Source organism: Pseudomonas sp. Irchel 3E13 (assembly GCF_900187455.1).
GTDB lineage: Bacteria > Pseudomonadota > Gammaproteobacteria > Pseudomonadales > Pseudomonadaceae > Aquipseudomonas.
Genome location: NZ_FYDX01000022.1, coordinates 34,730 through 55,056 on the forward strand (window position 1 = coordinate 34,730; position 20,327 = coordinate 55,056).

19 protein-coding genes are annotated in these 20,327 nt (G+C 63.0%); 7 read left to right on the top strand and 12 right to left on the bottom strand.

All coding sequences use genetic code 11. The annotated features are described in order from the left end of the window. Nucleotides 1-45 precede the first annotated feature (45 nt). Entirely contained in the window at nt 46-1,209 is a 1,164-nt protein-coding gene (locus CKW37_RS29085; protein WP_095159557.1) for a type III PLP-dependent enzyme, read from the bottom strand. Between the two features lie 662 nt (nt 1,210-1,871). Here CKW37_RS29085 and CKW37_RS29090 point away from each other — a divergent pair. From CKW37_RS29090 to CKW37_RS29100, 3 genes are all read left to right on the top strand, one after another. Then, the gene (locus tag CKW37_RS29090) at nt 1,872-2,360 is read left to right on the top strand and encodes a sigma-70 family RNA polymerase sigma factor (RefSeq protein ID WP_095159558.1); all 489 of its coding nucleotides are present in this window, start codon (nt 1,872-1,874) and stop codon (nt 2,358-2,360) included. After that, complete coding sequence (locus CKW37_RS29095) at nt 2,357-3,343, top strand: FecR domain-containing protein (protein ID WP_371864347.1); 987 nt, start codon at nt 2,357-2,359, stop codon at nt 3,341-3,343. Before CKW37_RS29090 ends, CKW37_RS29095 begins: the two co-directional genes overlap by 4 nt. Before the next feature lie 109 nt (nt 3,344-3,452). Next, entirely contained in the window at nt 3,453-5,900 is a 2,448-nt protein-coding gene (locus tag CKW37_RS29100) for a TonB-dependent receptor (protein WP_095159560.1), read from the top strand. A 94-nt stretch (nt 5,901-5,994) separates the two neighbouring features. On the opposite strand, the gene CKW37_RS29105 is transcribed toward CKW37_RS29100, so the two are convergent. The 4 genes from CKW37_RS29105 to CKW37_RS29120 are packed head-to-tail and all read right to left on the bottom strand — an operon-like array spanning nt 5,995 to nt 9,431. After that, entirely contained in the window at nt 5,995-7,149 is a 1,155-nt protein-coding gene (locus CKW37_RS29105) for a betaine/proline/choline family ABC transporter ATP-binding protein (protein WP_095159561.1), read from the bottom strand. Then, nucleotides 7,146-7,799 (bottom strand): ABC transporter permease, encoded by a 654-nt coding sequence (locus tag CKW37_RS29110; RefSeq protein WP_095159562.1) that lies wholly within the window; start codon nt 7,797-7,799, stop codon nt 7,146-7,148. Before CKW37_RS29110 ends, CKW37_RS29105 begins: the two co-directional genes overlap by 4 nt. Beyond that, the gene (locus CKW37_RS29115; RefSeq protein ID WP_095159563.1) at nt 7,796-8,704 is read right to left on the bottom strand and encodes a glycine betaine ABC transporter substrate-binding protein; all 909 of its coding nucleotides are present in this window, start codon (nt 8,702-8,704) and stop codon (nt 7,796-7,798) included. The genes CKW37_RS29110 and CKW37_RS29115 overlap by 4 nt, the downstream gene beginning before the upstream one ends. Nucleotides 8,705-8,717: 13 nt before the next feature. Then, complete coding sequence (locus CKW37_RS29120) at nt 8,718-9,431, bottom strand: ABC transporter permease (protein WP_095159564.1); 714 nt, start codon at nt 9,429-9,431, stop codon at nt 8,718-8,720. A gap of 374 nt (nt 9,432-9,805) precedes the next feature. On the opposite strand from CKW37_RS29120, the gene CKW37_RS29125 reads away from it, so the two are divergent. The 3 genes from CKW37_RS29125 to CKW37_RS29135 all read left to right on the top strand — a co-directional run bounded on the left by CKW37_RS29125 (nt 9,806) and on the right by CKW37_RS29135 (nt 12,192). Further along, nucleotides 9,806-10,168, top strand: a complete 363-nt coding sequence (locus CKW37_RS29125) for a type II toxin-antitoxin system RelE/ParE family toxin (protein ID WP_256587888.1) — start codon at nt 9,806-9,808, stop codon at nt 10,166-10,168. Then, entirely contained in the window at nt 10,169-10,498 is a 330-nt protein-coding gene (locus tag CKW37_RS29130) for a helix-turn-helix domain-containing protein (protein ID WP_095159565.1), read from the top strand. A 110-nt stretch (nt 10,499-10,608) separates the two neighbouring features. Beyond that, nucleotides 10,609-12,192: a peptide chain release factor 3 gene (locus CKW37_RS29135; RefSeq protein WP_095159566.1), complete on the top strand. Its 1,584-nt coding sequence runs from the start codon at nt 10,609-10,611 to the stop codon at nt 12,190-12,192. Between the two features lie 103 nt (nt 12,193-12,295). On the opposite strand, the gene CKW37_RS29140 is transcribed toward CKW37_RS29135, so the two are convergent. The 4 genes from CKW37_RS29140 to CKW37_RS29155 form a co-directional block, all read right to left on the bottom strand. After that, a complete protein-coding gene (locus CKW37_RS29140; protein ID WP_095159567.1) occupies nt 12,296-13,390 on the bottom strand; it encodes a polyamine ABC transporter substrate-binding protein in 1,095 nt (364 codons plus the stop codon). A gap of 60 nt (nt 13,391-13,450) precedes the next feature. Next, nucleotides 13,451-13,792, bottom strand: a complete 342-nt coding sequence (locus CKW37_RS29145; RefSeq protein WP_095159568.1) for a cupin domain-containing protein — start codon at nt 13,790-13,792, stop codon at nt 13,451-13,453. Nucleotides 13,793-13,818: 26 nt separating this feature from the next. Next, nucleotides 13,819-15,225 carry an FAD-binding oxidoreductase gene (locus CKW37_RS29150; RefSeq protein ID WP_095159569.1) on the bottom strand — a complete coding sequence of 469 codons (1,407 nt, stop codon included), beginning with the start codon at nt 15,223-15,225 and terminating at the stop codon, nt 13,819-13,821. A 63-nt stretch (nt 15,226-15,288) separates the two neighbouring features. Further along, entirely contained in the window at nt 15,289-16,095 is an 807-nt protein-coding gene (locus CKW37_RS29155) for a nuclear transport factor 2 family protein (RefSeq protein WP_095159570.1), read from the bottom strand. A gap of 251 nt (nt 16,096-16,346) precedes the next feature. On the opposite strand from CKW37_RS29155, the gene CKW37_RS29160 reads away from it, so the two are divergent. Then, on the top strand, nt 16,347-17,243 hold the full coding sequence (locus tag CKW37_RS29160) for a hypothetical protein (RefSeq protein ID WP_095159571.1): 897 nt from the start codon (nt 16,347-16,349) through the stop codon (nt 17,241-17,243). A 206-nt stretch (nt 17,244-17,449) separates the two neighbouring features. On the opposite strand, the gene CKW37_RS29165 is transcribed toward CKW37_RS29160, so the two are convergent. From CKW37_RS29165 to CKW37_RS29175, 3 genes are read right to left on the bottom strand one after another with little or no spacing between them, the layout of a single operon-like run. Further along, entirely contained in the window at nt 17,450-18,421 is a 972-nt protein-coding gene (locus tag CKW37_RS29165) for a peptide ABC transporter ATP-binding protein (RefSeq protein ID WP_095159572.1), read from the bottom strand. Then, nucleotides 18,421-19,389: an ABC transporter ATP-binding protein gene (locus CKW37_RS29170; protein WP_095159573.1), complete on the bottom strand. Its 969-nt coding sequence runs from the start codon at nt 19,387-19,389 to the stop codon at nt 18,421-18,423. Before CKW37_RS29170 ends, CKW37_RS29165 begins: the two co-directional genes overlap by 1 nt. A 10-nt stretch (nt 19,390-19,399) precedes the next feature. Beyond that, nucleotides 19,400-20,326 carry an ABC transporter permease subunit gene (locus CKW37_RS29175; RefSeq protein WP_095159574.1) on the bottom strand — a complete coding sequence of 309 codons (927 nt, stop codon included), beginning with the start codon at nt 20,324-20,326 and terminating at the stop codon, nt 19,400-19,402. Between the last annotated feature and the right edge of the window lies 1 nt (nt 20,327).

Consider the following 20,327-nt stretch of genomic DNA (forward strand, 5'->3'; position numbering starts at 1 on the left):
CTTTGAGATAAAAAAGGGGGCTGATCACTCAGCCCCCTTTTTGCATTACAGGTAGAACGCTTTCAGCGGCGGGAAGCCGTTGAATTCGACGGCGCTGTAGCTGGTGGTGTAGGCACCGGTCGACAGCCAATACAGACGGTCACCGATCGCCAGGTTCAGCGGCAGGCCGTACTTGTAGTGCTCGTACATGATGTCGGCGCTGTCGCAGGTCGGGCCGGCGATGACCACTTCTTCCATCTCGCCTTTCTTCTCGGTCCAGATCGGGAACTTGATGGACTCGTCCATGGTTTCGATCAGGCCGGAGAATTTGCCCACGTCGGTGTAAACCCAACGCTCGACGGCGGTACGCGATTTACGCGCAACCAGCACCACTTCACTGACCAGGATGCCGGCGTTGGCGATCAGCGAGCGGCCCGGCTCCAGAATGATTTCCGGCAGGTCGTCGCCGAAGTCTTCCTTGAGGAAGCGGATGATTTCCTCGGCGTAGGTTTCCAGGCTGTTGGTCCGGGTGATGTAGTTGGCCGGGAAGCCGCCACCCATGTTGATCAGTTTCAGTTCGATGCCGTCTTCTTCTTTCAGACGCTCGAAGATCACTTTGACCTTGGCGATCGCCGCGTCCCAGACGCTGATGTCGCGCTGCTGCGAACCGACGTGGAACGACACGCCGTAAGGCACAAGGCCCAGGTCACGGGCGAGGATCAGAAGGTCCATGGCCATGTCGGTCTGGCAGCCGAATTTGCGCGACAGCGGCCAGTCAGCGGTGGTGGAGCCTTCGGTGAGGATACGCACGTAGACTTTCGAGCCCGGCGCGGCCTTGGCGATGTTGCGCAGGTCGGCTTCGGAGTCGGTGGCATACAGACGCACGCCCTTCTCGTAGAAGTAGCGGATGTCCTTGGATTTCTTGATGGTGTTGCCGTAGCTGATACGGTCGGCGCTGACGCCGCGGTCCATCACTTTGTCCAGTTCGTAGATCGAGGCGATGTCGAAGCTCGAACCTTTCTCTTTCAGCAGGTCGATGATTTCGACCGCCGGGTTGGCCTTGACCGCGTAGTAGACCTTGGCGAATTCGAAGCCCGCGCGCAGGTCGTCGTAGGCCTGGCTGATCATCTGGGTGTCGATGAGTACGAACGGGGTTTCTTGCTTGTCGGCGAATGCCTTCATTTTCTGGAAGGTTTCGCGCGCGAAGTAGTCTTCGACTTGGATCGACATGCTTGGGGACTCCATGGGCAAACTGAAAAAATAAGTGGCTGCAAACTGAACGCCCTCCGTATCCCCACTTTGGTTCGCCTACTTCCCAAGGCATGTCGCCGAAAGCAAAAAGGTCATCCGCGCGATTGAAAGCTGCTGCGGGTGACCTTGCTGTCTCGTCGTCAGTACTTGAGCCGGATGGATCGTTTCCAGCATGGACGTTCGGCGCGAACTTTAGGACTTGAGGGGTTCAAGATCAACAAAAAATGTCGCGTTTTCGTACTGATCAGCCGCTCGTTATCGACTTGTTTCCTTCATAACCGACTCAGGTGACAGCCAGATGTTCCGCTGGATCGTCCTTGCGTAAAAAATTGTGGAATAGGTGGCGATTTGCTGACTTCTCGGTAACTTCGTCATCTGGCGTTTCGATCGGCGAGTTTCGCTTCGAAATCACCTTTAAATGAAAAAAAGACCGTTTGTCGTGTCGCTTCGATCGTGTTTATTCAGCGCCGCACTGTTCATATTTATGGCCACCTGAACCGTGGGTATTTCCGACAAAAAAAATTCCTGAATCACTGACCAAAAACGCTTGGTCGGAAGCCCTTACACAGGATTTGCCGGCCTTAATAAGAAACATTACTATTCGCGCACCTTTCCAACTGCCTGACGACGACCTTCCTATCGTGTCTCGACACAAAGGCTTCCTCGACCACTACCACGAGCTGATCGGCACCTGGACGCGCAAGTTGCGCAGTCGCCAGCAAGCCGAGGACCTCGCGCACGATGCATTTGTGCGGGTGCTGGAAAGCGAACAGGATGCAGTGGCGCAGCCGCGCGCCTATCTGCACCAGACGGCGCGCAATATCGCGGTGGACGGTTACCGTCGCGAGGACCGCCGCCAATCCCTCGAACAGCAGGCTCTGGACCTGACCCCGCCGCTGACGGACGACCCGGAGGCGTATATGAATGCGCTGCAACTGGCCGACAGCGTCGAGCGGGCCCTGGCGGAGTTGCCGCTGAACTGCCGCAAGGTCTTCGTCTGGCAGAAGCTCGAAGGGCTGACCCAGGCGGAGATCGCCGAGCGCATGGGATTGACCAAGAACATGGTCGAAAAGTATATGATCCGCACGCTTCGCCATCTGCGCGAGCACTTGGATGTGTCGAAGAGATGAGTCAGGCGAATGTATTCATGAATCAGGGCCACAGCCCACAAGAGGCCGCCCGCGAGCAGGCGGCCGAATGGTTCGCCCGCGTCCAGGACGCGCCGCTGCCTCCTGAGCAGCAGGCCTGTTTCGACGCCTGGCTGGCGCAGGACCCCCTTCATCGCGACGAATATGACCAGCTCGGCCAGCTCTGGCAGGCGGCTGACCTGTTGCCGCGTGCGCGCCTCGAAGCGCTGTGTGTCGAAGATCGGGTCAGCACCTTGCCGCGGCGGCGTTTCGTCCAGCAGGCGCTGGCCGCCAGTGTGCTGGCGGCGGCGGTGGGCCTCGGCTGGTTCGGTTGGCAGCAGCACACTCTCAACTACCACGAACACTTGCAGACCGGTCTCGGTGAGCGCCGCCAGGTAGAACTGCCGGACGGCTCGCACCTGGAGATCAACGGTCGCACCCGCCTGGACGTGCGCTTCAGCGCCGGACAGCGCGACATCCGCCTGGAGCAGGGCGAGGTGATGTTCAGCGTCGCCCACGACAGCGGCCGCCCCTTCGTGGTCGATGCCGGCAATGGCACGGTCACCGTCACCGGGACCCGCTTCGATGTGCGCCGCGATCCCGGGCAAACCCGCGTTGCGGTGGCGCAGGGCTCGGTGCGCGTGCAGGGCCAGGGCGAGTCGAAGGCGCTGCTCAGCGCCGGGCTCGGCGCGCATATCGATGCCGCTGGCGCGGTGGCCGCGCCTTATAAGGTGGATGCCGCGGCACTCACTGCCTGGCGGTCCGGCAAGCTGGTGTTCACCGATGCCTCGCTGGCGCAGGTGGCCGAAGAAGTCTCGCGCTATCGCGAGCAGCCCCTGAAAGTGGCACCGAAAGTTGCCGCCCTGCGCCTGAGCAGCACCTTCCGAATTGACGACACCGATGCTCTGCTACGGGCCTTGCCGAGCATCCTGCCGGTCACCGTGGTGGCCCATGCCGATGGCTCCCACGAAATAATTTCAAAATAGATTCAGGTATTTTCCGAGTTGTTCGTCTTCCTGCCCGACTTGTAACTGCCAAGCATTTCCATTCGCAACGGCGGTCGATCCCGATCCTCCCTCAGGACTTCTCGAAGACGTGAACAACCACAAGCTTTCTCCGCGCTCCGCCAGCCGTTCGCGCTGGTTGCCTCTGGCCCTGGCGTTGGCGGTCAGTGCCGGTATCGGCAACAGCTACGCCGATTCGACGCCCACCAGCATCCAGATCCAGGCTCAGTCGCTGGCCACGGCGCTGAACCAGTTGGGCCAGCAGACGTCGCTGCAGTTGTTCTTCAGCCCCGCGCTGGTGGCTGGCAAGCAGGCGCCGGCGGTGTCCGGCAATCTGTCGCCGGAGCAGGCGTTGCAAGCTTTGCTGCAAGGCAGCGGGCTGACCTACGAGATGTCCCAGGGCACCGTGGTGCTGCATTCGGCACAGGGTGACAGCCAGGCCGCCAACGGCACGCTGGAACTGGCGCCCACCGACATCAGCATGGTCGGCGACTGGCTCGGCGATGCGCAGGAAAGCGTGGTGCAGAACCATCCCGGCGCGCGCACCGTGGTGCGCCGCGAAGCGATGGTCGAGCAGGGCGCGATGAACGTGCGTGACGTGCTCAAGGGCATCCCCGGCGTACAAGTGCAGGACTCCAACGGCACCGGCGGCAGCGACCTGTCGCTCAACGTCGGCGTGCGTGGCCTGACCTCGCGCCTGTCGCCACGCTCCACGGTGCTGATCGACGGCATTCCGGCGGCGTTCGCGCCCTATGGCCAACCGCAACTGTCGATGGCGCCGATTTCCTCCGGCAACCTCGACAGCATCGACGTGGTGCGCGGCGCCGGTTCCGTGCGCTACGGGCCGCAGAACGTCGGCGGGGTGATCAACTTCGTGACCCGCGCGATTCCCGAGAAGGCCACCGGCGAAATCGGCACCACCCTGGAAACCTCCCGCCATGGCGGCTGGAAGCACATCGAGTCGGCGTTCATCGGCGGCACCGCCGACAACGGCCTGGGCGCGGCGCTGCTGTATTCCGGGGTCAACGGCAATGGCTACCGCAGCAGCAACAACGCCAACGATATCGACGACGTGCTGCTCAAGACCCACTGGGCCCTGACCGATCAGGACGAACTGTCGCTGAACTTCCACTACTACGACGGCAAGGCCGACATGCCTGGCGGCCTGACTCAGGCCCAGTTCGACGCCGACCCGTACCAGTCCGACCGCGACTACGACAACTTCAGCGGCCGGCGCAAAGACGTCTCGCTCAAGTACCTGCGGCAGATCGACGACGTCACCCAGTTCGAAGTGCTGACCTACTACACCGACAGCTTCCGCGGCAGCACCATCGCCGCCCGCGACCAGAAAACCCTCAGTTCCTACCCGCGCAGCTACCGCACCTTCGCCATCGAGCCACGGGTTTCGCGGATCTTCTTCAGCGGCCCGGCCACCCAGGAAGTCAGCGTCGGCTATCGCTACCTGAAAGAGGCGATGCATGAGCAGTCGAGCCGCCTGGCGCTGATCAACAACGTCCCGACCGTGACGCCGACCTCCGACGGCCACGTGTTCCAGGACCGCACTGGCGGCACCGAGGCCAGCGCTTACTACATCGACGACAAGATCGATATCGGCAACTGGACCATCACTCCGGGCGTGCGCTTCGAGCACATCAATACCGACTGGAACGACCGCGCCGTGCGTGGCACCAACGGGGTGCCGGTGCAGGCCAAGAGTCGCAGCGTGACCAGCAACGAACCGTTGCCGGCGCTGAGCGTGATGTATCACCTGTCCGATGCCTGGAAGCTGTTCGCCAACTACGAAACCTCGTTCGGCAGCCTGCAGTACTTCCAGCTCGGTCAGGGCGGCAACGGCGACCAGACCGCCAACGGCCTGGAAGCGGAAAAGGCCAAGACCTACGAGATCGGCACCCGCTATGACAATGGCGACTGGGGCGGTGAGCTGACGGCGTTCTACATCGACTTCGACGACGAGCTGCAGTACATCAGCAACGACATCGGCTGGACCAACCTCGGCGCCACCAAGCACCAGGGGATCGAGGCGTCGATGCACTACGACCTGTCCGGGCTCGATCCACGCCTGGATGGCCTGAGCGCCAATGCCGGGTTCACCTACACCCGCGCCACTTACGAAGGCGAGATTCCCGGCTTCAAGGGCCGTGACCTGCCGTTCTACTCGCGTCAGGTGGTCAATGCCGGGCTGCGTTACCAGGTGGACCGCTGGACCTGGAACCTGGACGCCTTCGCCCAATCGAAACAGCGCGCACCGGGCACCGGGATGAACGCCGACGGCAGCTTCAACGGTAACTACATCACCGAGCCGAGCGCCGATGGCCAGTACGGCAACATTCCGGGTTACGTGACCTGGAGCGCGCGGGGTGGGTATGACTTCGGCAAGGAACTGTCGAACCTGAAACTGGGGGCGGGGGTGAAAAACATCTTCGACAAGCAGTACTACACCCGGTCCAGCGACAACAACTCAGGCATCTACCTGGGTGAGCCGCGCACGTTCTATGTGCAGGCCAGTGTAGGGTTCTGATTTTTAGGTTGTCCTAGAGGGCCTCATCGCTGGCGAGCCAACTCCCACACAGTAGCGGTGGGCGCTGGCTTGCCAGCGATGAGGCGCTCAAGCGTTAAACCGCCGCTTCAGCCGGCGACACAATGCTGGTCTTGCCACCCCGCGACCGCCCCGAACTCAGGTACGCCGCAATCGATTCCTGGGTCACTTCCCCCAAAAACACCTGATCGGCATCCAGCACCGGCAGCCAGGCCCGGTTGAACTCGTACATCCGCGACAACAGGATGCGCAAATGCTCGTCATGCGCCGCCGTGGCGTTGAACGGGCGCAGGAAGTCGGCGCACGTTCCTTGCTGGCGATGCAGGTCGCGCCGGCGCACATAGCCCAGCGCACGGTTTTCCTGGTCGGTGACCACCACATATTTGCGGTCATGCTCGTCCATCAGTTCCAGCGCATCGGCGACCACCATTTCCGGGCTGGCCGACGGGGCGTTGTCCGCCGCGTCTTCGGCGCGCACCAGCAGCAGGCGCTTGAGGGTGCTGTCCTGGCCGACGAAGTTGCTGACGAACTCGTCCGCCGGGTGCGCCAGCAGGGTGTCCGGGTGGTCCAGTTGCACTAGCTTGCCGGCGCGGAAGATCGCGATCTTGTCACCCAGCTTGATCGCTTCGTCGATGTCGTGGCTGACCATGATCACGGTCTTGTTCAGCGCCCGCTGCATCTCGAAGAATTCGTTCTGGATCATCTCGCGGTTGATCGGGTCGACCGCGCCGAACGGCTCGTCCATCAGCAGCAGCGGTGCCTCGGCCGCCAGCGCGCGGATCACGCCGATGCGCTGTTGCTGGCCGCCGGACAGTTCGCGCGGGTAGCGCTGCAAATACTGCTTGGGCTCCAGGCGGATCATGCTCATCAGTTCGCGGGCGCGGTCGTGGCATTTCTGCTTGTCCCAGCCGAGCAGGCGCGGGACCACGGTGATGTTCTCTTCGATGGTCATGTTGGGGAACAGACCGATCTGCTGGATCACGTAGCCGATGCGCCGGCGCAGGGTCACTTCGTCGAGGCCGGTGGTGTCTTCGCCGTTGATCAGCACCTTGCCCGAGGTGGGCTCGATCAGGCGGTTGATCATTTTCAGCGTGGTGCTCTTGCCGCAACCGGAAGGGCCGAGGAAGACGCAGATCTCGCCTTCGTTGACGGTCAGGCTGACCGAGTCGACCGCCTTGACCTCCTTGCCGTTGCTTTGGAAGGTTTTCGAGAGGTTCTGGAGTTCGATCATTTGAGCAGTCCTTCTGGAGTCAGCGAGCGTTGCAGGGCTTGCAGCAGCAGGTCGGCGGCGATGGCCAGGAGGCTCACCAGCACGGCGCCGACCAGCAGCATCGACATGTCGCTGCGGCTGATGGAGGTCAGGATAAGTACGCCAAGGCCACCGGCGCCGATGGTCGCGGCGATGGTCATGACGCCGATGTTCATCACCACGGCGGTACGCACGCCGGCGAGGATCACCGGCACCGCGATCGGCAGCTCGACCATGCGCAGGCGCTGGCCGAAGGTCATGCCGATGCCGCGGGCGGCTTCACGGATGCCCGGCTCGACGCTGGTCAGGGCCAGGTAGGTGTTGCGCATGATGGGCAGCAGCGAATAAAGGAACACCGCGGTGATCGCCGGCAGCGGGCCGAGGCCCTGGCCGAACTTCGAGTAGAACGGCAGCAGCAGGCCGAACAGGGCGATCGACGGCACGGTCAGCAGCACCGTGGCGCTGGCCTGCAGCGGGCCGGCGAGGGCGGGGAAGCGGGTCATCAGAATGCCCAGCGGCACGCCCACGACAATCGCCAGGGTGACGGCGATGCCGACGAGGGTGATGTGCTGGCCGGTCAGTTGCAGCACTTGCGCCCAGTCCAGGTGAGTGAAGGTATCCAGCAGGCTCATTGCGCACCTCCTTGCAGTGGATGCTGGCTGAGGAACTCGTCAGCGACCTTGCCCGGGCTCTGGTGCTCGACATCGACCTTGGCGTTGAGCTGGCGCATGGTCTCGTCGTCCAGTTGTTCCGCCAGCGGCTTGAGCAGTCCGGCCAGTTGCGGGTGGGCGTCGAGCAGTTCTTTGCGCACCACGGGCGCGGCGGTGTAGTCGGGGAAGTAGTGGCGGTCGTCTTCCAGCAGCTTGAGGTCGAAGGCGCTCAGGCGACCGTCGGTGGTGTAGACCAGGCCGGTGAATACCTGGCCGTTGCGCAGGGCGGTGTAGACCAGGCCGGCATCCATCTGGCGGATGTCCTTGCGGGTGAATTGCAGGTCGTAGGTTTCGGTCAGGCCGGTGAGGCCGTCGGGACGGTTGGCGAATTCGGTGTCGAGCGCCAGCACGTGGGTCTGCTTCGGCTCATCGCGCAGCACCTGGTTCAACTGGCTGATGCTGTTCACCTGCGGGTACTGCTCGGCAATGTTGCGCGGCAGGGCCAGGGCGTAGGTGTTGCTGAAGCGCGACGGCGCGAGCCAGATCAGGCCCTTCTTCGCGTCCAGCTCCTTGACCCGGGCGTAGGTGGCCTCGGCGTTCGGCATGCGTTCGTCGATGTGGTTGTACGACACCAGCGACACGCCGGTGTATTCCCAGACCATGTCCAGTTGGCCGCTTTCCTGGGCACTGCGCGCCAGATTGCTGCCCAGTCCGCCGGTGATGCGCACGTCGAAGCCGTGCTGGCGCAGGTAGCGGGCGGTGAGTTCGGCGAGCACGGTCTGCTCGGTGAAGACCCGCGCGCCGATGCGGATCAAGGGTTTTTCGGCGGCCTGGGCAAATCCTGCGAACAGCAGGACCGCGCCCAGCAGCAAGGCGATTCTTTTCATCGGGGTCCCTCGGTCAGTGAGTCAGGCCGCGTTCCAGCCAGCGGCGGCTGCACTGGCTGACCAGCGCGTCGAGCAGCAATGCCAGGGCCGCGGTACAGGCCGCGCCGAGTAGCAATTGCGGCTGATTGTTCAGGGCGATGCCAGGGAAGATCAGGCTGCCCAGGCTATTGGCACCGATCAGGAACGACAGCGGTGCGGTGCCGACGTTGATCGCCAGGGCCACCCGCACACCGCCGACGATGATCGGCACGGCATTCGGCAGCTCGACCTTCCACAGCGACTGACGCGGGGTCATGCCGATGCCGGTGGCGGCTTCCTTGAGCGAGGCGGGAACGTTTTTCAGGCCTTCGTAGGTGTTGCGCACGATGGGCAGCAACGAGGCGAGGAACAGCGCGAAGATCGCGGGGCCGGCGCCGATGCCGAGGATACTCAGGGCAATGGCGAGGACGGCGAGGGGCGGAACGGTGTTGCCAATGTTGAAGATCTGCATGAAGCGTTCGGCGCGGTCGACCCGGTGCGGTCGACTCAGCGCAATGCCGGCGGGGATACCCACGGCCAGCGCCGCCACCATCGACAGCAACACCAGCATCAGGTGCGCCTGCAGGTAGAACCAGAGATCGGCGCGGTAGTGCGCGATCGTATCGATGCCGATCCAGTGGATCAGCAGGGCCAGGATGACGAGCGCGGCGGCCCATCCCATCAGCCCCTTGCCATAGCGTACAGCCATAGGCGGACTCCTTTTTATAGTCGGCGCGCAGACGCCGTCGTGTGTCGCCATTCCAGGCGACGGGCAGTCTGTGCGCGAAAAGCGGCGGGCAAAAATGCGCGCCATGAGCGAAGCCCCGTCAGGCTTGTGTTGCCGGTGAAACCCACCCCGACCAACGGTCATTGCAGGGGAATGGACGCCTCCATTGCTTTAAAGGTTCCCATCTGAGGCGGCATTTGGCCAGTGTTTATCCCTGGGGTGTGCGAAATCTCGCACGAGAAAGCAGCGTGATTCTGACGTGGAGGCGTTGAAGTACCTGCTGTTGGGCCGTTAGTCGCGAGGGAGAGTATTTACCTCCGTACTTCTAGCAAATAGTCGCTTGAGGGAATATTCCTTTGGAGGTATTTTTGAAATGGTCAGTCAGGTTGTGCCCTGAGTTTGCTGCCGAATTTCGAACCTACGACGAACGGTTCAGGGAGGAATTGATTTCCCAGATGGAAGTGTTGGAAGCCCTGGGGCCAATGTTGGGACGTCCGAGGGTCGATACCTTGAATGGCTCCCGGTATTGCAACATGAAGGAGTTGCGGTTTCGGTTCGGTGAGGGGGTGTGGCGCGTAGCTTTTGCTTTTGACCCTTCGCGCTGTGCGGTTTTGCTTGTTGCAGGCGACAAAGCCGGCGTCGGTCAGGGGCGTTTTTATCAGAAACTCATTGCTCAAGCGGATGAGCGTTTTGGCAGGTACTTGTCAGGAGAGGTCTAGATGTCGATAACACTTGATGAAATACGAGGCAGTCTTTCTCCGGAAAGCAGAGCGCGCGTTCAGTCGCGAACCCGTGAGTTGCTTCGCGAGGAAATGACATTACAGGCGCTGCGCAAGGAACTGGAAATCACCCAGGAATATGTCGCAGAGCGAATGTCGATTCGGCAGGCCAATGTTTCAAAGGTTGAGAACCGCAGCGATATGCTGATTTCCACCCTGCGCAATTACCTGGAGGCGATGGGCGGCAAATTGGACCTGGTTGCTCGCATGCCTGGCCGCCCACCTGTGACGCTGGAGGGGTTCACCGAGAAATCCAGCACGGTTGAGTGACACCTCAACCTGTGTATGGGAATAACAAAATCAGGGACCAGATTTTGGTCCCCGCCCGACTTCAGGTATGATACCGCCCCATTTTTCAATCCCCAGTCAGGCGATTTCCCATGACCAACCAGGCCGCCGAAGTCGCGAAGCGCCGCACTTTCGCAATCATTTCCCACCCCGACGCCGGTAAGACCACCATCACCGAGAAGCTCCTGCTGATGGGCAAGGCGATCGCTGTCGCCGGTACGGTGAAGTCGCGCAAGTCCGACCGCCATGCCACTTCCGACTGGATGGAAATGGAGAAGCAGCGTGGTATTTCCATCACCACCTCGGTGATGCAGTTCCCCTATCGCGAGCACATGATCAACCTGCTCGACACCCCGGGCCACGAAGACTTCTCGGAAGATACCTACCGCACCCTGACCGCCGTGGACTCGGCGCTGATGGTGCTCGACGGCGGTAAAGGCGTCGAGCCGCGGACCATCGCCCTGATGGATGTCTGCCGCCTGCGCGATACGCCGATCGTCAGCTTCATCAACAAACTCGACCGCGATATCCGCGACCCGATCGAGCTGCTCGACGAGATCGAGGCGGTCCTGAAGATCAAGGCCGCGCCGATCACCTGGCCGATCGGTTGCTACAAGGATTTCAAAGGCGTCTATCACCTCGCCGATGACTACATCATCGTTTACACCCCGGGCCACGGCCACGAGCGTACCGAGGTGAAGATCATCGAGAAGCTCGATTCCGACGAAGCACGCGCACACCTGGGCGACGAGTACGATCGCTTCATCGAGCAACTGGAACTGGTGCAGGGCGCCTGCCACGAGTTCAACCAGGACGAGTTCATCAACGGCCAACTGACCCCGGTGTTCTTCGGTACCGCGCTGGGCAACTTCGGTGTCGACCACGTGCTCGACGCCGTCGTCGACTGGGCGCCGCGCCCGCTGGCCCGGGTTGCCCACGAACGCACCGTGGAGCCGGTGGAAGAGAAGTTCAGCGGCTTCGTGTTCAAGATCCAGGCGAACATGGACCCGAAGCACCGCGACCGTATCGCCTTCATGCGTATCTGCTCGGGCAAGTACGAGAAGGGCATGAAGATGCGCCACGTGCGCACCGGCAAGGACGTGCGCATCGGCGACGCGTTGACCTTCTTCTCCTCCGAGCGTGAGCAACTGGAAGAAGCCTTCGCGGGCGACATCATCGGTTTGCACAACCACGGCACCATCCAGATCGGCGACACCTTTACCGAAGGCGAGAGCCTGGGCTTCACCGGTATCCCGCACTTCGCCCCGGAACTGTTCCGCCGCGTGCGCTTGAAGGACCCGCTGAAATCCAAGCAACTGCGTCAGGGCCTGCAACAGTTGGCCGAAGAGGGCGCGACCCAGGTGTTCTTCCCGGAGCGCAGCAACGACATCATCCTCGGCGCCGTGGGTGTGCTGCAGTTCGATGTGGTCGCCAGCCGCCTGAAAGAGGAATACAAGGTCGAATGCGCTTACGAGCCGATCACCGTCTGGTCGGCTCGCTGGATCGCCTGCGATGACAAGAAGAAGCTCGAAGAATTCAAGGTCAAGGCCGTGGAAAACCTGGCGGTGGACGGCGGTGGTCACCTGACCTACCTGGCGCCGACCCGGGTCAACCTGGCGCTGATGGAAGAGCGCTGGCCGGACGTGAAATTCCGCGCGACCCGCGAGCACCATTGATGCAGCGACAAGCTTGAAGCTGCAAGCTACAAGAAGAAGCGGTCCATGCACTGGCCCGCTTTTTCTTGAGGCTTGCAGCTTGTAGCTTGCACCTGGCCGAAGGTCAGTTACCTGCCTTTATGCCAGTCCAGATCCGCGTCCTGATCCGGTCGATCTTCGCCGGCATCGCCTCCAGGGCATACAGCTTGCCCATCATGTCTTCGCTCGGATAAATCATGTTGTTGGCCTTGAGCTGCGGGTCTACCAATCCGTCCGCCTTGAGGTTGCCGTTGGCGTACTGCACGAAGTTGCTGATGTTGGCCATCACGTCCGGCTGCAGCAGGTAGTTCATGTAGGCGTAACCGGCTTTTTCGTCAGGCGCGTCCGCCGGCATGGCAACCATGTCGAACCACATCGGCGCCCCTTCCTTCGGAATCGAGTAACCCACCTTCACGCCATTCTTCGCTTCCAGCGCACGGTTCTTCGCTTGCAGGACGTCGCCGGAGAAGCCCACCACTACGCACACGTCGCCATTGGCCAGGTCGCCGGTGTACTTCGATGAGTGGAAGTAGCTGATGTACGGCCGCACCTTCATCAGCAACGCCTTGGCTTTCTCGTAGTCCGCCGGGTCCTGGCTGTGGTGCGGCAGGCCGAGGTAGTGCAGGGCGATCGGCAGCAGTTCGGGGCCGTTATCCAGCACCGCGACGCCGCAGCTTTTCAGCTTGCTGATGTACTCGGGCTTGAAGATCAGGTCCCACGAATCCACCGGGGCGTTGTCGCCGAGCACCGCCTTGACCTTGTCGATGTTGTAGCCGATGCCGGTGCTGCCCCAGAGGTAAGGGAAGCCGTACTGGTTGCCGGGGTCGTTCACCTCCAGCGCCTTCATCAGCACCGGGTTGAGGTTCTGCCAGTTGGGCAACTGGCTCTTGTCCAGTTTCTTCAGGGCCTTGCCCTGGATCTGCCGGGCCATGAAGTGGTTGGACGGGAACACCACGTCGTAACCGGAGTTGCCGGTCATCAGTTTGCCGTCGAGGGTTTCGTTGCTGTCGAAGACGTCGTAGGTGGGCACGATGCCGCTGGCCTGCTGGAAGTTCTTCAACGTGTCGGGCGCGATGTAGCTGGACCAGTTGTAGATTTTCACCGAGTCGGCGGCGTTGGCCACGCCGGCGTTCAGCATCAGGGGTGCGAGAAGAAGAGGTGCGAGAAGAAGGGTGCGCATGTCCGGGTTACCTTGCGTTGTCTGTTGTTATCGAAGGCAGGCGATCAGCGGATCAAAAGATCAAAAAATCAGTACGTAGGTTTTGCGCACGGTCTCCTGGATATCCCAGATGCCGGTGCTGTTGGCCGGTAGCATCAGTGCGTCTCCGGCTTCTATGGACAGCGGCTCGCCGCCGTCGGGGGTGAAGGTGCAGCGGCCTTTGACGAAGTGGCAGAACTCCTGTTGCACGATCTGCCGCCGCCAGCGCCCCGGCGTGCATTCCCAGATGCCGGTTTCGACGCCGTCGCTGCGTTCGACGCAGGTGACCGACGTCACCGCGACGGGCTCGCCGAGGGGCACGGCGACGGGGTTGGAGCTGTCAAGCGCGACAGTCTCGGTGTGTTTGAACTGGGTGATGCTCATGGCCGGTGAACCTCTGTGGTGAAAAGTCAGTGCATGAAGCCTTGCATGAGATCAGCCAGGCCACCGGCCAGGCGCCGGCGCCACGGCGGGCTGGCGGGGCTGGCGAGGGTGCGGTCCTCGAACACGAAACTCTGGATGATCGCGTTGTAGCCCAGCCAGCGGCAGGGTTCCGGCGGCCAACTGGCGAGGCTCGACAGCGGACGGTTGTCGTGGACCCACGGCTGCGCGGTGAGTGCGTTGTGCTGGTCGAGGATCAGCGCGGCGAGGGTGCGCCCACCGAGGTTGGTGGCGCCCACCCCTTCGCCGCCGTAACCGCCGGCGAGGGCGATGCCGCGCTGGCGGTCGCAGAGCATGTGCGGGCGGAAGCGTCGCGCCATGCCCAGGTTGCCGCCCCAGGAATGGGTGATGCGCGCGCTCTTCAGGTGCGGGAACAGCTCGCCGAACAGGTAGCGGCGCAGTTCGATTTCGTTGTGGGTCAGGCTGAAGTCTTCACGCAGGCGACCGCCGAAGCGGTAGCCGCCGCGGGCGCCGAACACTAGGCGGTCATCGCGGGTGCGCTGGCCGTAGGTGACCTGACGGCTGCTTTCGCTGAACGCCTGGCCTTGGGCAAGGCCGATCTGTTCCCAGGCGGATTCGGGCAGCGGCTCGGTCGCCACCAGCAGGCTTTGCACTGGCAGTTGATGCTTGCCCAGCGGCGGCAGGCTGGCCGCGTAGCCTTCCACCGCCGGCACCGCCCACTGGCAGCGGATCGACGCCAGTGGCGTGCGTACCTGACCGGGGTTCCAGTCGATGGCCGGGGTGTTTTCGTAGATCGTCACGCCGAGGTTTTCGACGGCGCGGGCCAGGCCGCGAACGAGTTTCGCCGGCTGAATGGTGGCGGTGTGCGGGCTGAAGATCGCGCCGTAGGCGTTGCTGACCCGCAGTTGCCCTTCCAGTTCTTCGGGGCGTAGCCAGCGGTAGTCGTCTTCGCGCATGCCCTGGCGGTACAGGTCGTCGAGCCAGGCCCGCAGGCTGCGTTCCTGTTCCGGGTAGCGGGCGGCGCAGTAGAGCACGCCGCCTTTGCGGTAGTCGCAATCGATGCCTTCGCGCTGCAACACGCTGTGGACTTCATCAGGGATGCCGTGGAGCAGGTCGATGCTCTCGCGTCGTTGTTGCGGCGAGAGGGTGGCGAGCAGGCGGTCTTCGCCGAGCAGGTTGCCCATCAGCCAGCCACCGTTGCGCCCGGAGGCGCCGAAGCCGGCGATATTGGCTTCGATGATGGCGATGTTCAGGTGGGGCGCCTGGCGCTTGAGGTAATAGGCGGTCCACAGGCCGGTGTAGCCGGCGCCGATGATGCAGACGTCGAGGTCGAGGTCCTGGCGCAGGGCCGGGCGCGCGCAGAGCGGCTCTTCGAGTTGGTCCATCCAGAGGCTGATCGTGCGCCAGGGTTGCATCGGGTTCCGCTCCACATCATCAGGGTGTGGGGCCGATCCTAGTGGCGGGCGGGACGTGCTGTCTTACGTGCGTGCACGCAGGGAAATCTGCTTCACATAGGCCTTGGGCGACAGCCCGGTGTGCTCGCGGAAGCACTTGTAGAACGCCGACAGCGAATTGAAGCCGGCATCGAAAGCCAGTTCGTCGACGGGCGCGCTGGCGCTGGCTTCGCCCAGGCCGGCCAGCAGATGGTGCAGGCGGGCCTGGTTGACGTAGCGGTAGAAGCTCTGGCCGAGGACCTGGTTGAGCAGGTAGGAAATCTGGTTGCGGCTGTAGCCGCTCTCTTTGGCGACGCGTTGCAGGTCCAGTTCAGGATCGAGATAGGGGCGCTGGCGCTGGAAGTAGTGCTCGAGGTCCTGGGCCATGGTGCTCAACTGCCGTGGCGACAGGCCCAGGCGACTGGTGGCGGGGCGCGGGCCGGTGCGGCTGGCGCGTGTGGCGTCCCGGCGCACCAGGGTGGCGTATTCGTTGACCCGCCAGATCAGCCCGTCCCTGACGGTGATGGCTTCGCTGGACTGGAACGCGACCAGGCCCTCGCCACCCTGCACCGTCACCTGGTACTGGATGAAGGCGGTGCAGCCATCGACGCGGATGCGGTCGCTGTGAATGATGTCTTCGCCGGCCTCATGGGGCAGGCAGGCGCGCACGTAGTCGCGCAGCTCACGGTAGCCGAGCACGCGGTTCTGGAAGAAGTCGTGGTACTCGACATCCGGGTGGTAGAGCGCCATTACCCCGTCCAGGTCACGGTGCTTCCAGCACAGGTGATAGCGCAGCACGGTGTCGGCGGTGAGCGGGGTTTGGGCGGGGCCGTCGGGGAAGGTCTGGGTCATGGCGGAAATAGTGCCGAGGGGGCTGAGTGTTGTGCAAGTCCCGGGGACTCATGGTCGATCCGTGGCGGTGAAACGGAAACATCTTGCATAAAACCCACCAGCGCTTCGCCAATCCGGCATTTTGCACGGTCCTAAGACGCCCACCTGCCGGCAAACCCCCGGATTCATTGGGGTTCATCATTTGAAACATTTGGCATGCCGGGTGCACCGTTGTTGAGCGTAGGGACATTTCGCTCACCGGAGAGGCGCACATGATCACGACTAACGATTACTCACCCACGCTCGATGCAGGCCCGAATCGCTCGGGTGTGTCCTGGGCGGCCATATTCGCAGGCGCTGCGGCGGCGGCGGCCTTGTCACTGATTCTGGTGGTCTTGGGCGCCGGGCTCGGCTTCGCCGCGACCTCGCCCTGGGCCAGCGAAGGGGCCAGTGCCAAGGCGCTGGGGATTTCGACCATCATCTGGTTGCTGTTGACCCAGATCCTCGCGTCCGGCCTGGGTGGCTACCTCGCCGGTCGGCTGCGGGTGAAATGGGCCAACCTGCATGGCGATGAGGTGTACTTCCGCGACACCGCGCATGGCTTCCTGTCGTGGGCAGTCGCCACGCTGGTAGCGGCCGTGCTGGTCGTCGGCACGGTCGGCAGCATGGCCGGTGCCGGTGTTCAGGCGGGTGCCGTCGCGGCAGCCAACAGCGATGCGTCGATGGGCTACTTCGTTGACAGCCTGTTCCGTGGCGAAGGCCCCGCGCCGGTAAGCGACGATGCCGCCAATGGCGTGGCTGCGCGCATTCTGGCCCGCACCGTGACCCAAGACCGCGCCCTGGCGCCGGAAGACCATGCCTACCTGGCACAACTGGTGGCACAACGCACTCGCCTGACCCAGGCGGAAGCCGAGGCGCGGGTGGATCAGGTGGTCGGTCAGGTGCAACAGGCGAAAGTCGAGGCCAAACAAGCGGCTGACACCGCGGCCAAGGTAGCGGCATGGACGGCGCTGTGGACCTTCGTCGCCCTGCTGTGTGGCGCGTTCTTCGCCAGCTTCGCGGCGCTGTTCGGCGGTCGTCAGCGTGATCAGGCGCGCTGGCTCGAAAGTGACACCGTGGGCTATGCCGACCGGCATGTAGCGCACAACCCTGCTGCCCCGATTCGTTAATTGAAATGAACTAGAAGGAGAACAATCATGCGTTCATTACTGCTGTGGATGTTGGGTGTGCCGATTCCGGTGATCATTCTGATTGCGCTGTTTATGCACTGATTATTTCAAACCGCTTCGCGAGCAAGCTCGCTCCTACAGGTAGGTTTAACGTCAGGATGACGCCGAACGAATCCTGTAGGAGCGAGCTTGCTCGCGATTGGGCTTTAAAGAAACTGCTCCGCGTAATGACACGCCACCTGCCGCGTCCCCACCTGACGGAACGCCGGCACTTCCCGCCCGCAACGCTCAGTGGCATACGGGCAGCGCTTATGGAACGCACAGCCATCCGGCGGATTCAGCGGGTTGGGCAGCTCACCGGCAATCTTGATCTTCGGCTTCAACGGGTCCGGATGAATCGTCGGCGTCGCCGACAACAACGCCTGCGTATACGGATGCAGCGGCTTCTCGTAGATATCCGCCTTAGGCCCCATCTCCGCCGGCCGCCCCAGGTACATCACCAACACCTGATCAGCGACATGCCGCACCACCGCGAGGTTGTGCGAGATGAACACGTAGGCGGTGTTGAATTCCTTTTGCAGGTCCATGAACAGGTTCAGCACCTGGGCCTGGATCGATACGTCCAGCGCCGAGGTCGGTTCGTCCGCCACCAGCACTTTCGGTTGCAACATCATCGCCCGCGCCAGGGCAATGCGCTGGCGTTGGCCACCGGAGAACATGTGCGGGTAACGCTGGTAGTGCTCGGGACGCAGCCCCACCTGCAACATCATCGCCTGCACTTTCTCGCGCCGTTCGGTGCGCGACAGCGCGGTGTTGATCAGCAGCGGTTCGGCCAATTGGTCGCCGATCTTCTGCCGCGGGTTGAGCGAGGCGTAGGGGCTCTGGAACACCATCTGCACGTCGCGCCGCAACTGCTTGCGCTCGCGTTTTCCGGCGCCGGTGACTTCCTGGCCGGCGATTTTCAGCGAGCCGGAAGACGGCTCTTCGATCAGCGTCAGGGCGCGGGCCAGGGTGGACTTGCCGCAGCCGGACTCGCCGACCACGGCCAGGGTCTTGCCGGCTTCCAGTTCGAACGACACGCCATTCAGCGCGCGGACCGTGGCGTAGCCCTTGAACAGGCCACGGGAGACTTCGTAGTGACGGGTGAGGTCACGGGCAGTGAGGACGACTTCGCTCATCACGCTACCTCCTGGTTCAGTGGGTAGAAGCAGCGGGCCAGGCTGTGGGCCTGGGGATCGAGGTCGGGGCGTTGCTGACGGCAGTTGTCGCGCACATACGGACAGCGCGGCGACAGCAGGCAACCACTGGGCCGGTCATACCGGCCGGGGACGATGCCGGGCAGGGTGGCCAGGCGCTCGGCGCCGAGGCTGTGTTCGGGAATCGCCTTGAGCAGCGCTTCGCTGTAAGGGTGGGCGGGCACTTCGAACAGCTCCGGCACCTGGCCGATTTCCACCGCTTGCCCGGCGTACATCACGCAGACCCGGCGGGCGGTTTCGGCGACGACGGCGAGGTCGTGGGTGATCAGGATCAGCGCCATGTCCTGCTCTTTCTGCAGGTTCAGCAGCAGTTCCATGATCTGCGCCTGGATCGTCACGTCGAGGGCGGTGGTGGGTTCGTCGGCGATCAGCAGCTTGGGTTCGCCGGCAATCGCCATGGCGATCGCCACCCGTTGGCTCATGCCGCCGGAGAGTTGGTGCGGATAAGCATCGAGACGGCTTTCCGGAGCCGGGATCTCGACTTTCTTCAGCAACTCCAGCGCCCGCTGGCGCGCCGCCTTGCCGCGCAGGCCGAGGTGCTGGCGCAGCACTTCCTCGATCTGGAAACCCACGGTGTAGCTGGGGTTGAGGGCGGTCATCGGGTCCTGGAAGACCATCGCCATGTCCTTGCCCACGACCTTGCGCCGTTGCCGGCCATTGATCTTGAGCATGTCGTGGCCGTCGAAGGTGAGGGCGTCGGCGCTGATCCGCCCGGGGGCGTCGATCAGGCCCATCAGCGCCATCATGGTCACCGACTTGCCGGAGCCGGACTCGCCGACGATGGCCAGGACTTCGCCCTTGGCCACGCTCAGGTCAAGGCCGTCGACCACTGGCACGGCGCCGGCGTCACCGAAGCGCACGTTGAGATTGCGGATTTGCAGAAGTGACATGGGCTTCTCCTCAGGCGGCATTCTTGAGTTTCGGGTCCAGCGCATCGCGCAGTCCGTCGCCCATCAGGTTGATTGCCAGCACGCTGAGCAAAATGGTCAGTCCCGGCAGGCTCACCACCCACCAGGCGCGTTCGATGTAGTCGCGGGCCGAGGCCAGCATCGTGCCCCACTCGGGGGTGGGCGGTTGCACGCCGAGGCCGAGGAAACCGAGGGCGGCGGCATCGAGGATCGCCGAAGAGAAACTCAGGGTCGCCTGCACGATCAGCGGCGCCATGCAGTTGGGCAGCACGGTGATGAACATCAGGCGCGGCAGGCTGGCGCCGGCCAGGCGTGCGGCGGTGACGTAGTCGCGGTTGAGTTCGCCCATCACCGCGGCGCGGGTCAGGCGCACATAGGACGGCAGCGAGACGATGGCAATGGCGATCACCGTGTTGACCAGGCCAGGGCCGAGGATGGCGACGATCGCCACCGCCAGCAGCAGTGACGGCAGGGCCAGCATCACGTCCATCAGGCGCATGATCGAGGCGCCGAGGGCCTTCGGAAAGAAGCCCGCGAGCAGGCCGAGGATGATCCCCGGGATCAACGAAATGACCACCGACGACAGGCCGATCAGCAGCGACAGCCGCGAGCCCTGGATCAGTCGCGACAGCAAGTCGCGGCCGAGCTCGTCGGTGCCGAGGATGAACTGCCAGTTGCCGCCTTCGAGCCACACCGGCGGGGTCAGCAGGAATTCGCGGTACTGCTCGCTGGGGTTGTGCGGCGCGACCCAGGGCGCGAACAACGCACAGAAGACGATCAGGCACATGAACAGCAGGCCGGCCACTGCGCCCTTGTTGCGCGAGAAGGCGTGCCAGAACTCTTTGTACGGCGACGGATAGAGCAGGCTCTGGTCGAGGGGGCTGGAGGCGTTGACGGGGGTTGGCGCGGGAGTATTCATG